The organism is Pedobacter cryoconitis, assembly GCF_014207135.1.
GTDB classification, from domain to species: Bacteria; Bacteroidota; Bacteroidia; order Sphingobacteriales; family Sphingobacteriaceae; genus Pedobacter; species Pedobacter cryoconitis_D.
Genome location: NZ_JACHCC010000009.1, coordinates 21327 through 46593 on the forward strand (window position 1 = coordinate 21327; position 25267 = coordinate 46593).

A 25267-nucleotide genomic window follows, 5' to 3' on the forward strand; every position below is an offset into this window, starting at 1 on the left:
ATTAATTTATTAAAACCCGCTTAAATCCGAGCGGGTTTTTTAATTTTACGTATGAAACATTTCCAATTAATTCTCTTATTTTCTATCCTGTTCATCTTGCAGACAAAGGCGCAGGATCTCAAAAAATATGATAAGGGTAGTTATATCAATGGTAAGGATACGATCTCTTACCGTATTTTATTTCCCGAACATTTCGATGCCAAACAACAGTACCCCGTTGTATTTTTTCTGCATGGCAGTGGAGAAAGAGGTCATGATAATGCGAAGCAGCTGGATCATGGCGGAAAATTATTCCTGAAGGATGATCTTCGTCAGAAGTATCCTGCGATTATCATTTTCCCTCAGTGTTCTGAAGACAGTTTCTGGTCGAATGTGAAGTTCTCAACAGATTCGGCTGGCAAGAGAAACTTTGATTTCCAGAAAGGCGGGAAACCAACAAAGGCAATGAAGGCCCTTTTGGGTATGATAGATAATTTTCTGGAGAAACCTTATGTGAATCATAAACAGGTATATGTTGGTGGATTGTCAATGGGTGGCATGGGAACTTTCGAATTATTAAAACGTAAACCTAAAACTTTTGCTGCAGCATTCAGTATTTGTGGTGGTGATAACATTGCGAACGTAGATAAGTATAAAAATGTTCCGCTTTGGATTTTCCATGGAGGAAAGGATGATGTAGTACCGCCGGTATTATCAACAACCATAGCCAATCAACTGAAGATTATTGGTAAAGAAGTTAAATTCACCCTTTATCCCGATGATAACCATAACAGCTGGGATTCGGCTTTTGCTGAACCGACCCTTATCCCCTGGTTGTTTAGTCATCAGAAATAATCCGGTCAAAAATAGAAGAGGCACTGTATTCTAATACAGTGCCTCTTTGCTTATTAAGCCCTGTTTTTCTCCTTCCCCCTTTTCTGGTTTTCATAATATTAGCCAGGATATTCAGCGTTTTATTCCTGATAAAAAACAGAAAAAACGCATGAACAACCCATTCAAACTAATCCATATAAAACTTTGATCATTCCCAAGGTAATTCTATCCAATATCTGATCAAAAAGTTATCGAAAATTTGGGGCCGATATCAAAAATTACCTGAAATAAACTTCTGTACATTTAAATCAAAACAAGAGAAAAATGACAGATTTTGCCCCATTACAAACCACAACAATTAAGGGATTAAGAGACATCAACAACCCTATCACAACAGATCAGTTTTATATAACCGACCAAAACTACAAAGGAATCTGGTATTACGATTCTGCGGATACAACTTCCGCGGATAACACAGGTACTATTTTAGTCTCACTAGATGGCAAGCGTTTTAAGAGAGCACATGGAAATGAAGTTCTTGTTACCTGGTTCGGGGCTCTCGGCGATGGGATCAATGATGATACAGTGGCTATACAAAATGCCATCAATTATGCTGCTGGTAAGTTTTCAGTTAGAATTCCCAAGGGAACCTTTATGATTAAGGCACATTACGAGTTTTACGATCCGAGTGCCTCAGGATTCTTAATAGATAAGGGTGGTATTTACCTTAATGACAACAGTACCCTCCTGATGGATGACGGTTGTTATTTAAAAGCTATCAATAATCAGAACACTGCTTATAACATTATCAGGATCTATGGTAAAAAAAATGTAACCATTAAAGGAGGTCATCTTGTTGGGGACAGATATTTTACAGCTACCCGGGGTGGAGAATGGGGTTATGGATTAGCCATAAGCGGGTGTGAAAATGTTTATGTAGAAGACCTCACAGCTTCAGATTGCTGGGGAGACGGTTTCAATCTGCAGGTCATTAATGATACTTCCGGAATCACATTAAATCAGAACATATATTTCAACAGATGTACTGCCGACAACAACAGGCGTCAGGGTATGAGTGTCGAGGGCGGTAAGAACCTGACTTTTTTTGCCTGTCGTTTTACGAATACTAAAGGTACAGATCCAGCATGCGGTGTTGACATTGAACCTTATTCAGATGATAATATCGTAGATAATGTACTTTTCGAGAGATGTTATTTTAAGAATAACTATTCTGCTGCATTTAAGGTTTGGGGAAATGGCATTAGTAATGTAAAGGTACTAAACTCTATTTTTACTGGTGATAATACCGGTATTGGAAAAGGGTATCAGCATTTCACAACTGGTCATAATCCAAAAAACATAACCATGGAGTCATGTAATTTCGATAACGGGGCAGCCAGGGGCGCAACTGTCAGCGGAGGTACAGATTTATTATTCCTGAATAATACCATAACAAACACCGGATTTCAGGTCAATGATGATGGGAACGAAAACCCTAAAGCTGGTAAGGATTCAATACTAATTACCTATAGTATTATATTTAGAGGGAATACATTTATAAGTGATGATAAATTTGGTAGCGATTTGGCTGGGATTGGAACTGCTAAAGCATGCCGGAGTATAATCATAGAAAACAACATCTTTAATTGTGTAAAATCTACGAGTGTAAGTGGTTTCATTATCTATCTGGACAGCAATAGCAATCAGTTAAAGTCTAATACTTTCTTAAACCTAAAAAAAGGCCTTTCTTTCAATTATGGAACAATCACCCAAATTTCTTTCAATACTTTCCATAATTCTGTAGTGGAATTTCTGGAACTTCAAGAAAGTGCAATTGTAGAAGAGAACACCTTCTATGGTGCCTGTTCATTAAATCCCGGCCCTAATCCTTCCGAGAGTGTGATCAAGGTAATCGGTACAGGAAACGATATAATTATTAAGAACAATACAATTAGCGAGTTGGGAATAAGAGATACCAATAACCTGAGTAAAGCTAAATCCGTATTACGTTTCTCGGATGCGGGGTCAATTAAGGGTCTCGATTTCATTAATAATAGAATAATTACACCTTTAAATTCAACCCCAATCAGGGAGATCGGTCTTGCTGATGCTGAATACACCTCGTTCTTCAACACGAGAAAAAACCTGTATAAACATGCAGATTCCCCATCCTTTACCATTCCAACCTTTGGTTATCTGCCTTACCGGGTAAAGGCTGGAGATTTTGTTTTTCTGGATGACACTCAGGAATCATTGCTGATTAAATCCCCATTTCTCTTTGACAATGCTGGGAATAAAACAGCGGATGCTGTTTTTCAAAGTTTGAATCCCCCTAAGTCAGGCATTTAGTCAAATAAGCATTCAAAAGTTTTTTCAAATATAACAGATAATCTCTTTTGGATTTCTCTCCCGAATCCGATTTGGTTAAAGCTGTGAGAAAATAATGAGCCTGGTGTTTTTTGTGAATTGTTCTGTCTATGAGGGATACATTCAGTAAAACATCTGGCTTTTTTTTATTTGGGAAGACCTGTGAATAAAATAATAGCCAGGTATTTTGTTGTGCATATTCCGTTTTCCGGAATGCGGCACAAAAAAAATACCTGGCTATTATTTTACCTGCTTCCAAACGAAAAAACCTGCTGTTTTTTGACGTTGATCTTCCATAGAAGAAGCTTCAAAAAACACCAGGTTTTTTATTTGGACGCCTTCTTAGACAAACGGATTCCTACTCCGTCATGTTGTGGTAAACCGCCTGCACATCATCATCTTCTTCCAGTTTATCGATCAGTTTTAACACATCCGCGGCCTGTTCTTCAGAAATAGGTGTAGTTGAAAGCGCGATACGTTCCAGTTTTGCACTTTTCATTTCAAATCCCAGGTCTTCCAGTGCTTTCTGCATTTTACCAAAATCTTCAAAAGCAGTCTGAACAACAGCGATGTCATTACCTTCCTCGTCAGATTCCAGGTAAAGTTCTTCCAGGCCAGCGTCGATCAGTTCGAATTCCAGTTCTTCCATATCCTTTTCTCCCGGTACAAACCTAAAAATAGATTTACGGTTGAATATAAAATCAAGTGAACCCGTTTTACCTAATGACCCACCAGTTTTACTGAAATAACTACGTACGTTAGCTACAGTTCTGTTCGTATTATCAGTTGCCGTTTCAATTAATACAGCTACACCATGTAAAGCGTAACCTTCATATACATGCTCTTCATAACCGTTTTCATCCTTGTTAGATGCCCTTTTAATAGCAGCATCCACCCTATCCTTCGGCATATTTACCGCTTTAGAGTTTTGAATTGCCGTGCGTAAACGGGAATTCGTATCAGGATTCGGACCGCCGTCCTTTACGGCCATTACAATTTCTTTCCCAATACGGGTGAATTGCACTGCCATTTTAGCCCAACGTTTAAATTTTCTTTCTTTTCTGAACTCAAATGCTCTTCCCATGGTATAAATTAAAGAGTTTTACCCTATCTTTTTTAAATTATTTAACATATCTGCCGTCATTTTTGACAGATCAAATTCCGGTTTCCAGCCCCAGTCCAGTCTTGCCTGCTGATCGTCCATAGAACGTGGCCAGCTAGCAGCAATCTGCTGACGGGGATCATTAGCTGTGTAAGTTAATGTAAATTCAGGAATGTGTTTCCTGATTTCAGCCGCAAGAATTTCGGGCGTGAAACTTACACCTGCAAAATTATAACTTGAACGGATAGAAATTTTGTCTGCCGGGGCATCCATTAATTCTATTGTTCCGCGGATCGCATCATCCATATACATCATTGGTAATTCCGTTTCTGCCGAAAGGAAAGAAGCATAACTTGCTTTCTTTAAAGCATCATGAAAAATATGTATTGCATAATCGGTTGTACCACCACCCGGAGCAGCTTTCCAGCTGATCAGTCCCGGATAACGGATACTCCGCACATCAAGACCAAATTTCTGATGGTAATACTCACACCATCTTTCTCCTGCTAATTTACTAATTCCATAAACAGTATTAGGGTCCATTACACAATATTGTGGCGTTTGGTCCTTCGGAGAATTAGGTCCGAATACTGCAATTGAACTTGGCCAGTAAACTTTTGCCGTTTTATAAACAATTGCCAGATCCAGGATATTCAGCAGGCCGTTCATATTCAGGTCCCAGGCCAGTTTTGGATTCTGTTCACCAGTAGCAGATAATAATGCAGCAAGCAGATATACCTGAGTAGGTTTATATTTATTAAAAATGGTATTTAAAGTATCCTTCTCTAAAACATTGACGAATTCAAAAGGTCCTGAATTCTTGATATCATAATCAGGACGTCTGATATCACAGGCAACCACATTGTCCTCACCATAAGTAATACGCAACGCAGTAACCAGTTCAGTTCCTATCTGCCCGTTAGAGCCTAATACTAATATTTTCTCAGTCATTGGTTATTTGATTTTGGCAAAGGTAAAAAATTGCGCGAAACCTATTGAAAAATGTTTCTACATCATCATGTTGATAAATCACAATACTATACAGCAGTATATTGACCTGTCGCTTTGCTAAATACTTATTTAGAATGAATATAGGGTGTAACAAAAATAAGATATGAAAGAATTAGTCCAGACATATTATTCGTTAAGCTTATTTTTTTCTATTTTTAAGAGTTGATAGTGTACAAACAACACCTTAAATAACCAAATATAAGTATGGAAAGAAGAGACGCAGTCAGAAACATCGCTTTTTTAATGGGAGGCGCATTATCTGCTACTACAATCGGAGTATTTCTTGAAGGCTGTAACACTCCTCCTGCCAAAAAAGGATCGGAACTATTTTCAGCAAATCAGGATCAGCTGATCACGGAAATAGCAGACACCATTATTCCTTCAACAAAAACACCAGGCGCAAAAGCAGCCGGAGTTGGTCCATGGATTTCAATGATGGTCAGGGATTGTTACCCGAAAGAAGCACAAGACGTATTTGTAAAAGGGCTGGAAGATCTCGAAGCCCGTGCTAAAAAACAATACAACAATTCATTCCTTAAAATTACGGCAAAAGAACGCGAACAATTACTTGGAAAGGTAAGAGATGAAACCGTTGCTGCGCAAAAAGCCGATGGCGAGAAAAACGCAGCGGCCGAAAAAGCCAAAGGAAAAGCACTCACAGGCACTGTTAAAGCCGCTAAGTACGGGCCTCAGGGACCATCTTACTTTTTTGCTATAGCAAGAGATTTAACCCTGCTAGGTTATTTCACTTCAGAAATAGGTGCTACACAAGCACTTGAATATATAGATATTCCAGGCCGTTACGATGGCTGTGTAGATCTGAAACCAGGACAGAGAGTTTACGCATAACCTAACCACCTAAAAACGAGATGAATTTAAATACAAAAGCAACCGCACAAAATACATATGATGCCATAGTAGTCGGATCTGGAATAAGCGGAGGATGGGCTGCGAAAGAACTCACTGAAAAAGGACTTAAAGTTTTGCTGCTTGAACGCGGCAGAAATATAGAACATATTAAAGACTATACCACGGCGATGAAAAAACCCTGGGAGTTTGAACACCGCGGAAGATTAACCGAAGAGGAAAAAGATCTTCACCCGGTTCAGAAACGCGATTACCCTTACCAGGAATTTAACGCAAGTTTTTGGGTAAACGATCACGAATGTCCGTATACAGAGGTAAAACGATTTGACTGGTACCGTGGCTTCCATGTAGGTGGAAAATCATTGATGTGGGGCAGACAAAGTTACCGCTTCAGTGACCTGAATTTTGAAGACAATAAAAAAGATGGCCATGGTGTCGACTGGCCTATCAGATATAAAGATTTAAGTCCGTGGTACGATCACGTAGAACGTTTTGCAGGGATCAGCGGACAGGCAGAAAACTGGCCTGCTCTTCCTGACGGACAGTTTTTGCCTCCAATGGAGATGAACTGCGTAGAAAAATCTGTTAAAAAACGGATTGAAGACAAATGGAATAAATCCAGGATTATGACTATCGGCCGTACAGCTAACCTGACTGTTCCTCACGGAGGAAGAGGAAGTTGCCAGTACCGTGACCGTTGCAGCAGAGGTTGTCCTTTCGGGGCTTATTTCAGCACCCAGTCTTCTACCCTTCCGGCAGCAGTTGCTACAGGAAACCTTACTTTACGTCCTTACTCATTGGTTGATCATATCATTTATGATAAAGAAAGCCAGAAGGCAACCGGCGTAATGATCATAGATTCGGAAACCAAAGAACATATAGAATATCATGCTAAAATTGTCTTTGTAAACGGTTCTACTTTAGGCAGTACATTTTTACTGCTGAACTCTACTTCTGCCGAGCATCCTAACGGATTAGGAAATGGAAGCGGAGAACTTGGACATAATTTAATGGATCACCATTTCCGCTGTGGCGCTTCGGGTGATGCAGAAGGATTTGATGATAAATATACTTATGGCAGAAGAGCTAATGGTATTTATATTCCAAGATACCAGAACATGGGCAGTGATAAACGCGGTTACCTGCGTGGATTTGGTTATCAGGGTGGTGCGAGCCGTACCGGATGGCATAAAGACGTAGCTGAACTTGCTTTTGGCGGTGACTTTAAAGACCTGATGACACAACCAGGTGCCTGGAAAATGGGACTGGGTGGTTTCGGAGAGGCTTTACCTTATCATGAGAACAGAGTATATATCGATAAAACCAAAAAAGATAAATGGGGAATGCCAGTACTGGCTATCGACTGTGAATTTAAAGGTAACGAGGAGAAAATGCGTATTGATATGATGAATGACGCAGCAGAAATGCTGGAGGCATCAGGTATCAAAAATGTACAGACTTACGATGCCGGATCTTCGCCAGGTATGGCTATCCACGAACAGGGAACTGCACGTATGGGTAACGACCCTAAAACTTCAGTATTGAATAAATGGAACCAGATGCACGAAGTTAAAAACGTATTTGTCACTGACGGATCATGCATGCCTTCTATTGCCTGCCAGAACCCTTCATTAACTTTTATGGCTTTAACAGCAAGGGCAGCAGATTATGCAGTAACTGAATTAAAAAAAGGAAACATTTAATGAACGGTAAAATCAGAATGGGTATGATTGGTGGCGGAAAAAATGCCTTTATAGGCGCCGTCCACCGTATCGCAGCCAATATAGATGGTCATATAGAACTTTGCTGCGGCGCTTTAAGCTCCAGTCCTGAAACTGCAAAAGAGTCGGGAAAAGCTTTGTTTCTGGCAGATGACCGGAATTACGGAAGTTATCAGGAGATGATCGAAAAAGAGAGTCTCCTGCCAGCTGACCAGAGAATGCATTTTGTAACGATAGTGACTCCTAATTTTGCACATTTCGCACCTGCGATGATGGCACTGGAACATGGTTTTCATGTCGTTATCGATAAGCCATTCACCTTTACACTGGCAGAAGCCAAACAACTGAGAGACAAGGTAAATGAAACCGGTTTGATCTTATGTCTTACCTATACTTATTCTGGTTATCCAATGGTTAAGCAGGCACGCCAGATGGTCAGGGACAGTGCTTTCGGAAAAATCAGAAAAGTCCTTGTTGAATATCCTCAGGGCTGGTTAAGTCTGCCATCAGAACGTGAAGAAAATAAACAGGCTTCATGGAGAACTGATCCTTCGAAAAGTGGGATCAGTGGCTGTATGGGTGATATTGGCACCCACGCTGCACAGTTGGCTGAATATATTTCGGGTTTAGAGATTACCAAAATCTGTGCTGACCTGAATATAGTTGTAGATGGCCGTTCGCTGGATGATGATGGAAATGTCCTGCTCAAATTTAACAACGGAGCCAACGGGGTACTGGTTGCTTCGCAGATTGCTGCCGGTGAAGAAAATGCTTTAAAAATTAAAGTATATGGCGAAAAAGGCGGATTGGAATGGCATCAGGAAGAGCCGAATACCTTAAAGGTAAAATGGCTGGACGCTCCAAGCCAGACTTATCGTGCAGGACAGGGTTATCTGAGTAAAGCCGCTCAGTTTAATGCCAGAACTCCTGCCGGACACCCCGAAGGATACCTCGAAGCTTTTGCTAACATTTACCGGAATTTCGCGTTAACTTTAAAGTCTAAGCTTGATGGTACCACACCAACTGAAGAGATGCTCGATTTCCCTGGTGCAGAAGATGGTGTACGTGGAATGGCTTTTATAGAAAATGTAGTTGCCTCAGGGCAATCAGCTCAGAAATGGTCTGATTTTAAAATATAACAACGATGACAACAATTAAAGGACCAGCAGTTTTTTTAGCCCAGTTTATTGGAGATGAAGCCCCGTTTAATTCACTTGACGGAATCTGTCAATGGGCAGCAGGACTGGGTTTTAAAGGAATCCAGATGCCAACCCTGGATAATAGGTTTATTGATCTGCAAAAAGCAGCCGAGAGTAAAACTTATGCAGACGAACTGAAAGGTAAAGTCAATTCTTACGGACTTGAAATTACTGAACTATCTACGCATATACAGGGACAGCTGGTGGCAGTTAACCCTGCTTATGACCTGGCGTTTGATGGTTTTGCACCTGCCCAGTACAGGAACAATCCAAAAGCCAGAACGGAATGGGCAGTGCAGCAACTGAAATATGCGGCTAAAGCTTCCCAGCATCTGGGCCTGAATGCACATGCCACTTTTAGCGGATCGCTTTTATGGCATATGTTCCATCCCTGGCCACAAAGACCTGAAGGTTTAGTCGAGGAAGGTTTTAAAGAACTTGCCCGTCGCTGGTTGCCGATATTAAATGAATTTGACAGCTGTGGTGTAGATGTTTGTTATGAAATACATCCGGGCGAAGATTTATTTGATGGAATCACTTATGAAATGTTCCTGGAGAAAGTAAACTTTCATCCAAGAGCTTGTCTTTTATATGATCCATCGCACTTCGTCTTACAACAGCTGGATTATATCCAGTATATTGATTTCTACCATGAACGTATTAAAGCGTTCCATGTGAAAGATGCGGAATTTAATCCGACAGGCAGACAAGGTACTTTTGGCGGATATCAGGGCTGGGCAGACCGTGCAGGCCGTTATCGTTCACCAGGAGATGGACAGGTTGACTTCAAAACTATTTTCAGTAAGCTTGCTCAGTATGATTTCAAAGGATGGGCAGTGATGGAATGGGAATGCTGTATCAAGGATTCTGAAACCGGCGCAAGAGAAGGTGCCGAATTTATAAAAAAACATATTATCCCGGTTACGACCAGGGCGTTTGATGATTTCGCTGCGACAGGTGCAGATGAAACTTTTAACAAAAAAATCTTAGGTATTAAATAATAAATAAACACACACAGATGAAAAAGACACTATTAATTTTGGGCTGTTTTAGTTTAGCTATAGCTTCATGCGGAAATCCGGGAGCTTCTAAAAGCGAAGGATCTGCAGCAGCAACGTCGGATACAGAAACTACCGTCAAAGCACAGACTCCATCAGAAATGTTGCCTGGTGAAAAACTGATTGCTACTGCAGACTGTGTTGGCTGCCATAATAAAACACAAAAGGTAATCGGCCCTGCCTATGTAGACATCGCAGCCAAATACCCTTCCAATGACGAAAATATCAGTAAACTGGCTGATGTAGTCATCAAAGGAAGTAAAGGAACCTGGGGTGATCTGCCAATGACTCCACACCCTAACCTGAGTAAAGACGATGCCAAACAAATGGTGACCTGGATTTTGTCACTAAAAAAATAAGTTCTCCGGAACACCAACACCCCTATCTAACCAAATTATAAGCATGGAAAAGACTAACAAAGAGATAGATGCGTCCAGCAGACGTTCCTTTCTTAAAACTTCGGCCGTTGCCGCAGCAGCATTTATGATTGTACCCCGCCATGTATTAGGCGGAAATGGCTTCTTAGCTCCAAGTGACAGGTTAATTGTGGCCGGTATTGGTGCCGGAGGTAAAGGGGCTTCTGATATTTCAAACTTTGCAAAAAGCGGAAAAGCGGGCATCGGGTTTCTTTGTGATGTAGATACTAACCGGGCAGCAGGAACAGTAAAGAACTTCCCTAAAGCCAAATTTTATAAGGACTGGCGGGAATTGCTAGACAAAGAGCATAAAAATTTCGATGCGGTCAGTGTATCCACACCGGATCACAGTCATGCCATTATAGCCCTTGCCGCTATGCAGCTTGGAAAACATGTCTATGTTCAAAAACCACTGACACATGATATTTACGAAGCCAGAAAATTAACTGAAGCAGCAGGAAAATACAAAGTAGTTACTCAAATGGGCAATCAGGGTGCATCAAACGATGGGCCGCGCCAGATGAAAGAATGGTATGATGCAGGTCTGATCGGAGATGTCCATACAGTTTATGCCTGGACTGACAGACCAGTCTGGCCACAAGGTATTCCATGGTCAGCCAATAAAGCCGAAGTACCTAAAACCCTCGACTGGGATTTATGGTTGAATACTGCTCCTTTTAAAGATTATGTAGAAAAGCTGGTTCCCTTCAACTGGAGAGGCTGGTGGGATTACGGAACAGGCGCCTTAGGTGATATGGGCTGCCATTTACTGGAAGCTCCGTTTAGTGTACTTGGCTTAAAATATGCATCTGAAGTAGAGGCCAGTGTTGGTTCAGTCTATGTTGATGAATTTAAACGCGGTTATTTCCCTGACAGCTGTCCTCCTTCGAGTCATGTGACGTTAAAATTCCCTAAAACAGCTAAAACCCAGGGTGACATTACTGTTCACTGGATGGATGGTGGTATTCAGCCTACACGTCCCGAAGAACTGGAAGCCAATGAGGTATTTGGTGATGGTGGAAACGGTACTTTGTTCATCGGTACAAAAGGAAAAATGATGAGCAGTACCTATAGTGCTGATCCACGTCTGTTACCGTTAAGCCGCAATAAGGATATTAAAGTTCCGGAAAGATTTGCACGTGTACCTCATGGTGCTGACGGACATTACGCGCAATGGGTAGAGGCCGCTATCGCCGGTTATGGCAAAAAAGAATTAAGTTCTCCTTTTGAAATTGCCGGTCCGTTGACAGAGGCTCTGTTAATGGCTAACCTGGCTATAAGGGCTAATGACCTGCAGCATAAAAATATTGCAGGAAAAATCAGTTACCCTGGCAGAAATATCAAACTGCTATGGGATAATGACAAAATGAAAGTAACCAATTTTGATGAAGTGAACCAGTATGTAAAACGTGAATACCGTAAAGGCTGGTCACTCGGTATATAATTATTAGCTAAAACAAAATAAACATGAAGACTTACGCCATTTCTGCAATACTGGTATTTACAATGATCGGCTTCAATTCAAAAGCCCAGTCATCAAAAAAAGGGTTTACTTCTTTATTTGATGGAAAGACAACTAAAGGATGGCATAGCTATGGAAAAAATTCTGTAGGAAAAGGCTGGAGAGTAGAAAACGGGGTGATACATCTTGACCCTAAAGCTAAACAAAAGGATGACGGCGACCTGGTTACAGATAAAGAATATACCAATTTTCACTTAAAAATTGACTGGAAAGTAGCACCAAAATCTAATAGTGGTATCTTATTCCATGTGAATGAAAACCCGGAGAAATATCACCAGACTTACAGTACTGGTCCTGAAATGCAGGTACTGGATAACGAAGGTCATCCGGACGGAAAAATCACCAAACACCGCGCAGGTGATCTGTACGATCTGGTAAAGAGTAGTTCTGAGCCTGTAAAACCAGTAGGTGAATGGAATACTGCCGAAATTATCAGCAATAATGGTAAACTGGAGTTTATATTAAATGGGGTAAAGGTAGTTTCTACTACACAGTTTGATCAGAACTGGAAATCGTTAATCGCAGGAAGCAAATTTGCAAAATGGGATGGTTTCGGAACTTTTAAAACCGGAAAAATAGCCTTACAGGATCATGGTGATGAGGTTTGGTTCCGTAATATTATGATCAAAGAACTTTAATTTATTTAAAAAACAGTATAAATATGATGAATACTACTACCCGTATTAAGTTATCAGCAATGATGTTTCTGGAATTCTTTATCTGGGGATCATGGTTTGTTACCCTGGGTACTTTTTTAGAAAAAAACCTGCATGCGACCGGGGCTGACTCGGCTTCTGTATTTTCGACCCAGTCATGGGGAGCTATCATTGCTCCTTTTATCATTGGTCTGATTGCAGACAGATTTTTTAATGCGGAAAAAATATTGGGTGTGCTGCACATTATCGGAGCAGTTTTAATGTACCAGATGTATACGGCCACTGATGTGCATATATTCTATCCTTATGTTCTGGGTTACATGATTTTATTTATGCCAACTCTGGCTTTAGTCAACTCTGTTTCCTTTAACCAGATGCAAGACGCAGAGAAAGAATTCTCAACGATCAGGTTCTGGGGAACTATCGGCTGGATCGTAGCTGGGTTATGCATCAGTTATTTATTCTTGTGGGACTCTAAAGCAAGCATGGAATCTGGTTTATTAAAAAACACTTTCCTGATGGCTGGTGTAGCTTCATTAATCCTGGGCTTATTCAGTTTTGCTTTACCAAAAACACCACCTAAAGTAGCCAAAGGTGAAAAAGTAGCACTCTCAGATATCCTGGGACTGGATGCTTTAAAATTGCTTAAAGACAGAAACTTTGCCATCTTCTTTATCTCTGCAATCCTGATTTGTATCCCACTGGCTTTCTATTATCAGAATGCAAACCTTTTCTTATCCAGTATAGGTGTAGAGGGCCCTACGGGAAAAATGGCCATTGGACAGGTATCAGAAGCATTATTTCTATTAATGATCCCGGTATTTTTCAAGAGGTTCGGTTTTAAGAAAACTATTTTAGTCGGTATGATTGCCTGGGCTATCCGTTATGCTTTATTTGCTTATGGGAATGCTGGTGAATTAAGCTTCATGTTGCTGATCGGGATCGCTTTACATGGTGTATGTTATGATTTCTTTTTTGTATCGGGACAGATTTACACTAATTCAAGAGCTGGTGAAAAATATAAAAGTGCAGCGCAGGGCCTGATTACCCTGGCTACATATGGTGTCGGAATGCTGATCGGTTTTGAAGTTGCCGGTATGATCACTGACAGTTATAAACTAACTAATGGTGCTGTAGACTGGAAAATGGTCTGGATCATTCCTGCTGGAATCGCCCTGGTTGTATTCCTGCTTTTCACGATTTTCTTCAATGAAAAGTCTAAACGGACTATTGATACTCAATTTAACGAAGCTTAATTATGGGAACAGAACAAAGCCGCAGAAATGCTTTAAAAACGATTATCACAGGTTCAGCCATTCTTGGTCTTTCCTCTGCCCTGCCAGCTTATGCATCATCGGAAGCAGAACTGCACGATAAACCGCTGAAGGGTAATGTTAATCACTCTGTTTGCCGCTGGTGTTTTGGTGACATTCCATTGGATGAACTTTGCGCTGCCGTTCAGGGAATGGGCTTAAAAGCGATGGATCTTGTCGGCCCTGCCGACTGGCCTACACTCAAAAAATATGGTTTATATTCTTCTATGTGTAATGGTGCAGAAATCAATCTGACTGATGGCTGGAATGACCCTGCCTTTCATCCTAAACTGATAGAGAACTATACTAAAATGATCCCGCTGGTTGCTGCTGCGGGTTATAAGAATCTGATTTGTTTCAGCGGAAGCCGCAGGGGAAAGGATGATGAGACGGGATGGAAAAACTGTGTTGAAGGATTAAAGCAGGTTATATCCCTGGCCGAAAAACACAATGTAGTCCTGGTGATGGAATTACTGAACAGTAAAGTTGATCATAAAGATTATCAGTGTGACCATACCTCATGGGGCGTTGAACTGGCTAAAAGATTAGGTTCAGAAAACTTTAAACTGCTTTATGATATTTATCATATGCAGATTGATGAGGGTGATGTCATCCATAACATCAGGACTTATCACCCTTATATTGCCCATTACCACACTGCTGGCGTACCCGGCAGAAATGAAATAGATGACACACAGGAACTTTTTTATCCTGCCATCATCAAAGCTATCCTGGCAACAGGTTTTAAAGGATATATCGCACAGGAATTCATTCCTAAACAGAAAGATAAACTTCAGTCCTTAAGAAATGCGATTAAAATTTGTGACCTATAAAGATTAATTATGAACTCAAGAAGAACATTTATCAAACAGGCGGGTCTGGCTGCAGCCGGCGCCCTGGTCCTCCCCTCATTAGCTTTCGCTGCATCAAATAAAGTTGTTGGTTTACAATTGTATTCTTTAAGAGCCCAGCTTCCACAGGATGTCAAAGGAACAATTGCCAAAGTGGCCAAAGCTGGTTATAAAGAAGTAGAAACTTTTGGTTATTCGGTGAAAGATAAATTCTGGGGACTGGATCCTAAAGCTTTTAAAGCCTTGCTGGATCAGAATGGTCTTACCGCACCAAGCGGACACTACGGAATGGATAAATTCATTGGTGGTGGTGACCAGGATGAACTGAGAAGTTATATCGAAGCTGCCAATACCATAGGCAGTAAATATATTGTGGTACCTTATCTGGGTGATAATCTTCGTAAAACTGAAGAAGACTGGAAAAAAGTTGCCGGAAAATTAACTGAGGCTGCTGCTATCTGTAAAGAAGGCGGTGTGAAGCTGGCTTATCATAATCATAACTTTGAGTTCCAGCAGGTAGGTGATACTACCGGTTATGAAATCCTGCTTAAAGGAACAGATCCTGCAACAGTACAGTTTGAAATGGACCTGTACTGGGTAGTCAGATCTGGTAATGATCCGGTAAAACTATTTACTGAGCATCCGGGACGTTTCCCGATGTGGCACGTTAAAGACATGGATAAGGTAGATCATACCATTAACACGGAAGTGGGCACGGGAACAATCAACTTCAAGGAGATCCATAATCATGCTAAACTGGCTGGATTAAGACATTTAATCGTAGAACAGGAGAACTTTGCTATTGACCCCTATATCAGTATCAAACAAAGTGCCGACTATATTAAGAAGGCACTTTTATAAAAAATCCTTCATAGGCGGCCTTATTCTAAGGCCGCCTTTTTTGTGGTTTATAATTCATAATCAGGTAAAATACCTAAAAAAGAGAGGGTTTCTGTGGAAAACGCTAAGTTTTTTCCCATATTTGGGATATGATATATTATCATTAAAAACTTAAAATAAATAGATTAAATGAAAATTGCAGTTGTAGGTGCTACTGGTTTGGTAGGCACTGTTATGTTAAAAGTACTAGAAGAGCGTAATTTCCCGTTGACCGAATTAATTCCGGTTGCATCTGAGAAGAGTGTTGGTAAAGAAATCACTTTTAAGGGTAAGCAATTCAAGGTGGTTAACATGGAAACAGCAATTGCAATGAAACCTGATGTGGCTTTATTCTCTGCCGGTGGCAGTACTTCTTTAAAATATGCTCCGCTGTTTGCAGAAGCAGGTACTACAGTAATTGATAATTCATCCGCATGGCGTATGGACCCATCTAAAAAACTGATTGTACCAGAGGTGAATGCTTATGAGTTATCAATTGATGATAAGATCATTGCTAACCCAAACTGTTCAACGATACAAATGGTAGTGGCTTTAAAACCATTACATGATAAATACAGAATTAAACGTGTGGTTGTTTCTACTTATCAGTCGGTAACCGGTACCGGTGTTAAGGCAGTAGAACAAATGATGAATGAGCGTAAAGGTATCACAGACGGGCCTATGGCTTATCCTTATCAGATTGACCTGAACGTTATTCCGCAGATTGATGTTTTCGAAGAGAACGGATATACCAAGGAAGAAATGAAAATGATTAAAGAGACCCGCAAAATCATGGGTGACGACAGTATCCGCGTTACTGCGACAACTGTGCGTATTCCTGTAATGGGCGGACACTCTGAATCAGTGAATATTGAATTCGAAAATGATTTTGAACTGACTGATGTAAGAAGTTTACTGGAAAAAACAGAGGGCATTATCGTAGTAGATGATATTGCAAATCTTAAATATCCAATGCCAAAAGATGCACATGAAAAAGACGAGGTATTTGTAGGCCGTATCAGAAGGGACGAGTCTATGCCGAACACTTTAAACCTATGGATCGTTGCAGATAACCTACGTAAAGGTGCAGCGACAAATGCAGTACAGATTGCAGAATTTTTATTGAGAAAAGAGCTGATCTAAGCAGCTGTTTAAGATACAGGATGTGGTGTTAATCTGGCAAAATGCCTGAATAACACCACATTTTTTGTTTTTAATCAATTTGCTTTCCCGTTATTTGTAATGTTATTTAGAGCTTTTAATTTTATCTGATATCAATGTTGAAGAAATCAATTGCATTCCTGTTTATCCTTTCCAGCAGTCTTTCATTTGCGCAAAGCCCTGTACAAAAATTAACACAGTCCTTTAATGCTTTCCTCGAAGACAGGCAGACAAAGTATGCGATTACCTCAATCTGTGTTTTAGATGCCAAAACGGGTAAACAACTCTTTGCTAAAAATGAAAATACTGGTCTTGCCACGGCTTCAACACTGAAAACTATTACTTCGGCAACAGCCTTCTCTGTGTTGGGCAAAGATTTCCAATATCAGACTGTTGTTGGTTATAGCGGTTCGGTCAATGCCGAAGGTACGCTGAAAGGAGATATCATCATCCTGGGCGGCGGAGATCCGACCCTGGGTTCGTGGCGTTATGCACATAGTAAAGAAAGCTTTATATTAAACCAGTGGGTAACAGCAATCAAAGCAGCCGGGATTAAAAAAATTGAAGGTAAGGTCATCGGCGATGACCGACTCTGGGGCACTCAGACTACGCCTGACGGCTGGATCTGGCAGGACCTGGGTAATTACTATGGCGCAGGCTCCTCTGCCTTAAGCTGGCGCGAAAATCAGTTTGATGTTAAATTACACCCTGGCAATACAGTAAGTGTGCTCAGGACTGTTCCTGACATGCCTTACCTGACCATCATCAATGAGCTAAAACCAGGTGCTGCAGGTAGCGGAGACCATGCCTATGCTTACCTTCCTCCTTTTTCGAGTACAGCTTACCTAAGAGGTACATGGGCCACAGATATACAAAAACAGGGAATTGCACTCGCCTTACCTGATCCTGCATTTGAAGCCGCTTTCCGCCTGCAGGATACTTTAGCTAAAGCGGGTATTAAAGTTTCTGAAGCCCCGGTAACAGCACGTCAGTTATCCGCGGCTCATCTTCCTGTTCCGGAAATCGGGCAAAAGATCAGTACGGTCAGTTCACCTGCATTAGCTGAAATTGTTTTCTGGCTGAATAAAAAAAGTCTGAACCTGTATGCAGAACACTTGCTGAGAACTATAGCCTGGAAATCGGGTGTTGCAGCTACTGCGGCCAACGGCGCCGCCGCTGAGGTCAAATTCTGGGCCGCCAGAGGAATGGATAAAAATGCAATGAATATTATCGATGGAAGCGGGCTTTCGCCAGCAACAAGGGTAACGACATCGGCCATGGCCAGCATCCTGTTCCAGGTACAAAAAGAAGATTGGTTCCCTGATTTTTATAAATCATTACCAGAATACAACGGAATGAAATTAAAAAGTGGTACAATAAACGATGTTTCTGCATTTGCAGGTTATTATACAGCAGAAAACGGAGCAAAATATGTGATTGTCATCAATATCAACAATTATTCGGGCACAGGAATCAATCCAAAGCTTTTCAAAGTCCTGGATGCATTGAAATAGTAATAAATTCTCCACAGAAAACCCATATTTATCCACAAATTGCTAAATTGCAACCTTTTATCAAACACACAAGCGCAAGCCCCTCTTCATTTTATGAATAAATTCTTACCTTTTATATGCTGCCTTCTTTTCTACACGAGCACATATAGTCAACAAATGGGAACCGGAAATACGAATTCTTCAATAGCAGACAGTAATGCCAATTCAATGAACAGACCGCCTGAGTTCTCAATTATTCCAGAACCGGTTTCGCTGCTCAAAACCAATGGTTTTTTCACTTTACCGGAAGAAGTAATTATACTGGCTTCTCCTGAAATGAAACTGGTTGTAGATTATTTAAAGGAAAAACTAACTGTACCAACTGGTAAATTTGTATCTGAATTTACCAATACACAAGCGGCCGCAACCATCAGGTTAGTACTCAACCATAATCCAAATGCAGCACTGGGTAATGAAGGTTATCAGCTTTCTGTAACATCAGGTGTAATTACGATTAAGGCGAATCAGACTGCTGGCTTGTTTTATGGTGTACAGACCCTGTTACAGCTTTTCCCTAAAGAAATAGAATCTAAAGAACTGATTTCAGGCATCAAATGGAAAATACCTTGTGTAGAAATCATGGATTATCCAAGGGTTGCCTGGAGAGGTTTAATGTTTGATGTAGCCCGTCACTTCTTCACGAAACAGGAGGTCAAACAATATATTGATGCAATGGTACGGTATAAGTTTAACCTGCTTCATTTACACCTGACCGACGATGAAGGATGGAGACTGGAAATTAAAGGTTTACCGAAACTGACCGAAGTTGGGGCCTGGAATGTAAAAAAGGTAGGTGAATTTGGTAATTTCAGTACACCAACTGCCGATGAACCCCGTACTTACGGTGGTTTCTATACTCAGGACGATATCAGGGAACTGGTTAAATATGCAAAAGACAGATTTGTAGATATCCTGCCGGAGATTGATGTTCCGGGACATAGTCTGGCGGCTATAGTTTCTTATCCGGACCTGTCCTGTACTCCAGGCGCAGAAGCTTACCGTGTACGTTCTGGTGAAAAGATTATGGACTGGTCTAAAGGGCCGCCACCATTCGCCCTGGTTGATAATACTTTATGTCCGGCCAATGAAAAGGTTTATAGTTTCCTGGATTCTGTGATTACACAGGTAGCTGCCCTCTTCCCTTTTGAATATATCCACATGGGTGGAGATGAGGCTCCAATCAACTACTGGCAGAAAAGTGATGCGATTAAAGCTTTAATGCAAAAAGAAGGGCTGAAAGACATGCATCAGGTACAAGGTTATTTTGAGAAAAGAGTTCAGAAGATTGTAGAATCCAAAGGCAAAAAGTTTATGGGCTGGGACGAAATACTGAACGGAAATATGTCTCCCAGTGCAGCTGTCATGAGCTGGAGAAGTGCAGCCTATGGTATACAGGCTTCAAGAGAAAAACATGAGGTAGTCATGAGCCCTCAGAATATGACTTATCTGGATCTGATGCAGGCCGACCCTGTGACCGAAGCGAGAGTATACTCTTCTATCCGTCTGGGTAAAGCCTATGAATTTGATCCCATTCCGGCGGGTGCCGATCCAAAATATATTAAGGGAGGACAGGCTAATCTATGGACTGAACAGGTGTACAACATCCGTCAGGCGGAATATATGACCTGGCCAAGGGGTTATGCTATTGCCGAGTCTGTATGGTCACCTAAAGAGAAAAAAAACTGGACTAATTTTACGGGTAAGGTAGAACAGCATTTCCAGCGTATGGATATTGCAGAAACAAAGTATTCACCAGGCATTTATGATCCGGTACTGAAAGTAAGCAGGTCAGCTGATCGTCAGGTGATGGTTGAATTGTCTACGGAGCTGGATGGGCTGGATATTTACTATAGTTTTGACAACTCTACACCGGATAGGTTCTATCCTAAATATACAGAGAAACTGGTAGTCCCTAAAGACGCCAGCCAGATGCGTCTGATTACATACAAGGGCAAACAGATTATGGGTAGGTTAATGACCGTATCTGTCGATGATTTGAACAAGAGAGCAGGAAGAAGATAGATTTTGAGATATTTCGTACATATAAGCTACAATGGTTTACAATACAATGGCTGGCAAAAGCAGGCTAATGTATTGAATATTCAAGGGGTAATAGAAAATGCACTGACGCAGATTTTTAAAACTCCGGTATTCATCAATGGATGTGGCAGAACTGATGCCCAGGTACATGCCAGCCAGTTCTTTTTCCATATGGACATAGAACAGGAATGGGATTTTGACCTGATTTTCAGGCTGAATAAATTACTGCCCATGAACATTGCGGTCTATGATGTCATCCCGATGGAAGGTCTGCCACATGCTCGTTTTGATGCGGTACAGCGGGCTTATGATTATTTTCTGCATACTTATAAGGACCCGTTTTTAAATGGATTAAGTTCCTATTACCTGCTGAAGGACCTGGAGCTGGATAAAATGAAAGCTGCCGTAGATTTACTCCCTCAGTATAAGGATTACAGAGCTTTTTGTACGAGTCCTGATAAATATGAGCATACCCTATGTTTTGTCCGTACAGCCAGTCTGATGATTGATGAAAAAGAGGAAAAAATAAGATTCCAGATTTCTTCCAACCGCTTCTTAGGAAAGATGATCCGGATTATTATGGGGCAGGTCCTGAAAATCGGGAAAGGGTTACTAAGTGTGGAGGAGTTTGAAAGTCACCTGATCAGCAGGGAAACCCCTGCATTAATTACGCCTGCACACCCACAGGGTTTATATCTTTCAAAAGTTACTTATCCTTATCTGAATCTTCCACCAAGGGTAGATTTTTCTGCGGTATTGCAGAAACAAGCCAATACAAACTGGTTTACGCTCTGATATTATTGACGTTAAGGTGAGATTCAGGGATCAGGAAAGCCGTATTTTTGCAGAAAATTAAGATTATGAATTTCCACACCAGAAAATGGATTAAGCCAGAAGATCTGAATCCAAACGGGAGCTTATTTGGCGGGAGCTTATTAAGATGGATAGATGAAGAAGCAGCTATTTACGCTATTGTCCAGCTGGGTAACCCAAGAGTAGTTACCAAATATATATCTGAGATCAACTTTGTAAGTTCAGCAAAACAAGGTGATATTATTGAAATGGGTATTACTGCAATTGCGTTTGGCAATACTTCCCTGACCATGCGTTGTGAAGTACGTAATAAGATCACCAGAAAAAGCATTTTAACCATCGACAAAATGGTCTTTGTAAATGTGGATGAAAATGGCAATCCAGTTTCGCATGGCAAAACAGAAATCAAATTTATTGAGGAACAGTTCGCTGCTGAAGATAACTAGTCACGGGCCAGAATTTCTGCACGGATCGCATCAGCAGTCAGATTGATACCACTGAGTATCAGCTGCGCTTTGGTATAAAATCCTTCACGCTCAGCCAGTTTATTTTCAATAAATTCAACTACACCTTCTGGTGTCAGGTTACGTAATAATGGTCTTTTAGCAATACCGCTTTCCAGTCTTTTAGCTAATGCTGGTGCAGGCATCTCGATGTACACAGTAGTACCGTTCGCATTCATCCACTCTATATTATCAAAGAAACAGGGAGTCCCGCCTCCGGTAGCGATAATACAGTTTTTTGGATATTCCAGGTCTTTGAGGGTATCACTTTCCAGTTTACGGAAAGCTTCTTCTCCATGGGCAGCAAAATAATCAGCGACAGTAACACCGGTAATTTTTTCCAGCTGATGATCGAGATCTATCAGATCATAGCCTAATTTTGTTGCTAATTTTCTACCCAGGGTGCTTTTACCACATCCCATAAAACCAATCAGAAATATCTTCATTAATTATTCAATTTTACCCTTGGATCAACAAAGGCATACAATACGTCTACAAAAATATTAATTACTACGAATATCAGTGCAATAAAAAGAATGGAGCCCATCACCACAGGAAAATCTGACATCTCCAGCGCCCGGACCGTAGCCCTGCCTAAACCATTATAACCAAATATGTACTCGACAAAAAAAGAACCGGCCAGCAGAGAGGCAAACCAGCCTGAAATTGCTGTAATGACTGGGTTCAATGCATTTTTTAAAGCATGTTTATAAATTATAGCGCGACGGCCCAATCCTTTTGCCCGGGCAGTACGGATATAATCCTGTGCCAGTATATCGAGCATAGCTGTCCTGGTAAGTTGTACAATGATAGCCAGAGGACGCAATCCCAGGGTAAGTACCGGCAATACCAGGTTTTTCAAGGTGATTACCTCTCCTTTAAAAGGATCGTAACTATACAGGCTCCCGGACATATTCAGTCCGGTATATGGTCCAAGCACAAAGCCAAAGAACCAGGCGATAATAATACCTGCGAAAAATGAGGGCGCCGAAAGTCCCAGGATCGCAAAAGCATTGGAGGCATGATCAATCCAGGTATTTTTATAAACTGCCGACAACACACCTAATAAGACTCCAAGCAGGGTAGCAAACAGCATGGCTGTTGCAGCCAGGACAAAGGTATTAGGTACTGTTTCTGACAGAATGGTCGATACCTCGCGTTTGGTTTGATAGGAACGTCTCAGATAGGGCCATTTCAAAGCAATGACATTGGCCGAGCAATTGATCAAACGGATATAATGATACTTTTCCTGAGCCTGTGGGGTATTTTCATGAAAACCAACTGGCGACAGGTCATTGATAAATAGCAGGAACTGTACAGGTTTTGAACGGTCCAGGCCAAACTCTTTACGGACAGCTTCTAAAGATTGTACATCAGCCCGCTGTCCAAGGGTCATCCTTGCCGGATCTCCGGGAAGAATGTTGAACAGGACAAATACAACAACGACCACCCCCAGCATTACTGCGAGTCCATAGGTAAATTTCCGTGTTGCGTAAAGCCACATCTTTATTTATTGAAATAAGCTGCTTTCAGTTTTTCGAGAGAAGGCAATGACCGGAAACTCCATTTATTAACAACTACACCATTTTTCATTAACAGGATTCCAGGATTTGCCCTGACCATACTTTTCAGGGGTACAGCATCGGCATAAAATATCTCGGCAAGCAGTTTATGGTTTTTACTGAACACCCCGGCATCCTGTGCAGAATTGGAGGTCAGCAATACGGTGCGGATATTAAATTGTTCTGTCAGATCTAAAGTCATTGCATTCAATTTTCCAATGGCGTCTTCGTTAGTATCTTTCAGGTTATAAGCCACAACCAGGAAGTTATAATATGGGTTTTCAATAAGTTCTTTAGTATAATTCGTTCCGGAAGCATCACTGATCACCAGGTCTTTGATTTTAGCTTCGTATCCTTTCTTAATCAGCTTTTGCTCGGGCTGACCAACAATCTCCCAGTTGTTATCTTTCCAGATCTCTGTTTTCAGATAATCTTTATCACTCATTTCCTTTGTCTCGCCAGTCGCTTTGTTTTTCAGCTTATACAGGATCTGATAAACGTCTGGTGCAGCACCTTCGGGAATTTTCATGGCATCAGGTATGCTGGCCCCAACTTTATAGGGCAGAAAATCCAGTACAGGAAGGTAACTGTAAGTGTAAATGCTGAACAGCACCGAGATAGCCAATACCCCGATCAGACCTGCCTTTTGTTGACCAGGATTCTGTGTAACCGGTAAGATTTTAGTCCGGTTAATAAACAGGTATACAATCAGCACCAGCAAAATGAGATCCTTTGAAAAAGACTGCCACGGGGTAAGCGGAATAGCATCTCCAAAACAACCGCAGGAAGTCACTACTTTAAACGCAGCCGAGACGAAGGTCAGAAAAGTGAAAAATATGATGATCCCGAGTAAACCAGTTGTTACTTTTTTACTCCAGAAACCAAATAATAATAAGGCGCCCAGTACAATTTCAAGTACACAAAGAAAAATAGCTATTCCCGTTGCAAAAGGACTTAAAAAAGAAATATGAAATACATCGAAATACTCTTCCAGTTTATATCCAAATCCGAGTGGGTCATTGGCCTTGATCAGACCAGAGAAAATAAAAAGTACACCTACAAATATTCTTGAAAAATTTAGCACGGCTCTGTTCATCTTTTTATAGCTATTTTAATGGTATTGATAAATGATATTATTTGATGTCCATTTTAATCAATGCAAAAACTGCATAGTTCAGCATATCCTGGTAATTGGCAACAACCCCTTCGGAAACTACCGTTGCACCAAGGTTATCTTCAATCTGTTTCACCCTGAATATTTTTTGCAGGATCAGGTCTGTCAGTGAGCTGATTCTCATGTCTCTCCAGGCTTCTCCATAATCATGATTTTTAGCAAACATCAGTTCTTTAGTTTCCTGTACTTTCTGATCAAACAGGGCTTCTACAACTTCCAGCTCCAGTTCATTCGGATCACTGTCTTTCATTTCATTTTGCATCATAGCAATTACACAGTAATTGATGATGGCAATATATTCTGGAATGATCCCCTCTCCTACTTTAGAAACTTTCTTTTCTTCAAGCGTACGGATTCGCTGTGCTTTGATAAAAAGCTGATCAGTGATAGAAGACAAACGCAAAATGCGCCATGCCGTTCCATAATCTTTGGTTTTTTTTAAAAAAAGCGATTTACAAACCGCAATTACTGTATCGAATTCTTGTGAGGTGTTTGTTGCCAAAACAATTAAAATATTTAGTTTAAAGCTATTTTAATACTGTATTTTTGTACAGTCTGTTTAAATTTAGATGCTCAAATTGTTTACAGCTTATTTTTAAGCGAAACGAGGGTTATTTATTTCTGGTAGCCTTTCTACCTGAAATGAATAAGACGATGTTGCAGCTAAAAAGAAGCATAAACAAATG

23 protein-coding genes are annotated in these 25267 nt (G+C 40.9%); 17 read left to right on the forward strand and 6 right to left on the reverse strand.

All coding sequences use genetic code 11. The annotated features are described in order from the left end of the window. Nucleotides 1-51 precede the first annotated feature (51 nt). Nucleotides 52-834 carry a prolyl oligopeptidase family serine peptidase gene (locus HDF25_RS16855; RefSeq protein WP_184626859.1) on the forward strand — a complete coding sequence of 261 codons (783 nt, stop codon included), beginning with the start codon at nt 52-54 and terminating at the stop codon, nt 832-834. Nucleotides 835-1137: 303 nt separating this feature from the next. Further along, nucleotides 1138-3162, forward strand: coding sequence for a right-handed parallel beta-helix repeat-containing protein (locus HDF25_RS16860; protein WP_184626861.1), 2025 nt, complete (start codon nt 1138-1140; stop codon nt 3160-3162). A 376-nt stretch (nt 3163-3538) separates the two neighbouring features. Here the strand turns inward: HDF25_RS16860 and HDF25_RS16865 are convergent, their stop codons facing one another. Then, complete coding sequence (locus tag HDF25_RS16865) at nt 3539-4264, reverse strand: YebC/PmpR family DNA-binding transcriptional regulator (protein WP_184626863.1); 726 nt, start codon at nt 4262-4264, stop codon at nt 3539-3541. Nucleotides 4265-4282: 18 nt separating this feature from the next. Next, nucleotides 4283-5233, reverse strand: a complete 951-nt coding sequence (locus HDF25_RS16870; protein ID WP_184626865.1) for an NAD-dependent epimerase/dehydratase family protein — start codon at nt 5231-5233, stop codon at nt 4283-4285. 264 nt (nt 5234-5497) lie between these two features. Here HDF25_RS16870 and HDF25_RS16875 point away from each other — a divergent pair, with 264 nt between their 5' ends. From HDF25_RS16875 to HDF25_RS16945, 15 genes are all read left to right on the forward strand, one after another. Beyond that, entirely contained in the window at nt 5498-6142 is a 645-nt protein-coding gene (locus HDF25_RS16875; RefSeq protein ID WP_184626867.1) for a gluconate 2-dehydrogenase subunit 3 family protein, read from the forward strand. A gap of 20 nt (nt 6143-6162) precedes the next feature. Beyond that, nucleotides 6163-7863, forward strand: coding sequence for a GMC oxidoreductase (locus tag HDF25_RS16880; protein WP_184626869.1), 1701 nt, complete (start codon nt 6163-6165; stop codon nt 7861-7863). Then, nucleotides 7863-9020 (forward strand): Gfo/Idh/MocA family protein, encoded by a 1158-nt coding sequence (locus HDF25_RS16885; protein ID WP_184626871.1) that lies wholly within the window; start codon nt 7863-7865, stop codon nt 9018-9020. The genes HDF25_RS16880 and HDF25_RS16885 overlap by 1 nt, the downstream gene beginning before the upstream one ends. A 5-nt stretch (nt 9021-9025) precedes the next feature. Continuing rightward, entirely contained in the window at nt 9026-10081 is a 1056-nt protein-coding gene (locus HDF25_RS16890; RefSeq protein ID WP_184626873.1) for a sugar phosphate isomerase/epimerase family protein, read from the forward strand. A gap of 17 nt (nt 10082-10098) precedes the next feature. Beyond that, entirely contained in the window at nt 10099-10497 is a 399-nt protein-coding gene (locus HDF25_RS16895) for a c-type cytochrome (RefSeq protein WP_184626875.1), read from the forward strand. Between the two features lie 43 nt (nt 10498-10540). Then, complete coding sequence (locus HDF25_RS16900; protein WP_184626877.1) at nt 10541-11998, forward strand: Gfo/Idh/MocA family oxidoreductase; 1458 nt, start codon at nt 10541-10543, stop codon at nt 11996-11998. A 23-nt stretch (nt 11999-12021) separates the two neighbouring features. Continuing rightward, on the forward strand, nt 12022-12714 hold the full coding sequence (locus HDF25_RS16905; RefSeq protein ID WP_184626879.1) for a DUF1080 domain-containing protein: 693 nt from the start codon (nt 12022-12024) through the stop codon (nt 12712-12714). A gap of 26 nt (nt 12715-12740) precedes the next feature. Next, entirely contained in the window at nt 12741-13988 is a 1248-nt protein-coding gene (locus HDF25_RS16910; protein WP_184627337.1) for a nucleoside permease, read from the forward strand. 2 nt (nt 13989-13990) lie between these two features. Then, nucleotides 13991-14878, forward strand: coding sequence for a hydroxypyruvate isomerase family protein (locus HDF25_RS16915; RefSeq protein ID WP_184626881.1), 888 nt, complete (start codon nt 13991-13993; stop codon nt 14876-14878). A 9-nt stretch (nt 14879-14887) separates the two neighbouring features. Further along, nucleotides 14888-15757: a sugar phosphate isomerase/epimerase family protein gene (locus HDF25_RS16920; RefSeq protein ID WP_184626883.1), complete on the forward strand. Its 870-nt coding sequence runs from the start codon at nt 14888-14890 to the stop codon at nt 15755-15757. A 168-nt stretch (nt 15758-15925) separates the two neighbouring features. Beyond that, nucleotides 15926-16918: an aspartate-semialdehyde dehydrogenase gene (locus tag HDF25_RS16925; RefSeq protein ID WP_184626885.1), complete on the forward strand. Its 993-nt coding sequence runs from the start codon at nt 15926-15928 to the stop codon at nt 16916-16918. 134 nt (nt 16919-17052) lie between these two features. Then, complete coding sequence (gene dacB, locus HDF25_RS16930) at nt 17053-18450, forward strand: D-alanyl-D-alanine carboxypeptidase/D-alanyl-D-alanine-endopeptidase (protein WP_184626887.1); 1398 nt, start codon at nt 17053-17055, stop codon at nt 18448-18450. Nucleotides 18451-18606: 156 nt separating this feature from the next. Beyond that, on the forward strand, nt 18607-20511 hold the full coding sequence (locus HDF25_RS16935; RefSeq protein WP_184626889.1) for a beta-N-acetylhexosaminidase: 1905 nt from the start codon (nt 18607-18609) through the stop codon (nt 20509-20511). Nucleotides 20512-20514: 3 nt separating this feature from the next. Continuing rightward, nucleotides 20515-21324, forward strand: coding sequence for a tRNA pseudouridine synthase A (locus HDF25_RS16940; RefSeq protein WP_184626891.1), 810 nt, complete (start codon nt 20515-20517; stop codon nt 21322-21324). Between the two features lie 65 nt (nt 21325-21389). Continuing rightward, nucleotides 21390-21788: an acyl-CoA thioesterase gene (locus HDF25_RS16945; RefSeq protein ID WP_184626893.1), complete on the forward strand. Its 399-nt coding sequence runs from the start codon at nt 21390-21392 to the stop codon at nt 21786-21788. Here HDF25_RS16945 and HDF25_RS16950 read toward each other — a convergent pair. From HDF25_RS16950 to HDF25_RS16965, 4 genes are read right to left on the reverse strand one after another with little or no spacing between them, the layout of a single operon-like run. Further along, the gene (locus HDF25_RS16950; RefSeq protein ID WP_184626895.1) at nt 21785-22291 is read right to left on the reverse strand and encodes a shikimate kinase; all 507 of its coding nucleotides are present in this window, start codon (nt 22289-22291) and stop codon (nt 21785-21787) included. The genes HDF25_RS16945 and HDF25_RS16950 overlap by 4 nt on opposite strands. Next, the gene (locus HDF25_RS16955; RefSeq protein ID WP_184626897.1) at nt 22291-23349 is read right to left on the reverse strand and encodes an ABC transporter permease; all 1059 of its coding nucleotides are present in this window, start codon (nt 23347-23349) and stop codon (nt 22291-22293) included. Before HDF25_RS16955 ends, HDF25_RS16950 begins: the two co-directional genes overlap by 1 nt. A gap of 2 nt (nt 23350-23351) precedes the next feature. Next, the gene (locus tag HDF25_RS16960) at nt 23352-24503 is read right to left on the reverse strand and encodes a BT_3928 family protein (RefSeq protein ID WP_184626899.1); all 1152 of its coding nucleotides are present in this window, start codon (nt 24501-24503) and stop codon (nt 23352-23354) included. Nucleotides 24504-24540: 37 nt separating this feature from the next. Further along, nucleotides 24541-25083 (reverse strand): DUF1599 domain-containing protein, encoded by a 543-nt coding sequence (locus HDF25_RS16965; protein WP_184626901.1) that lies wholly within the window; start codon nt 25081-25083, stop codon nt 24541-24543. Between the last annotated feature and the right edge of the window lie 184 nt (nt 25084-25267).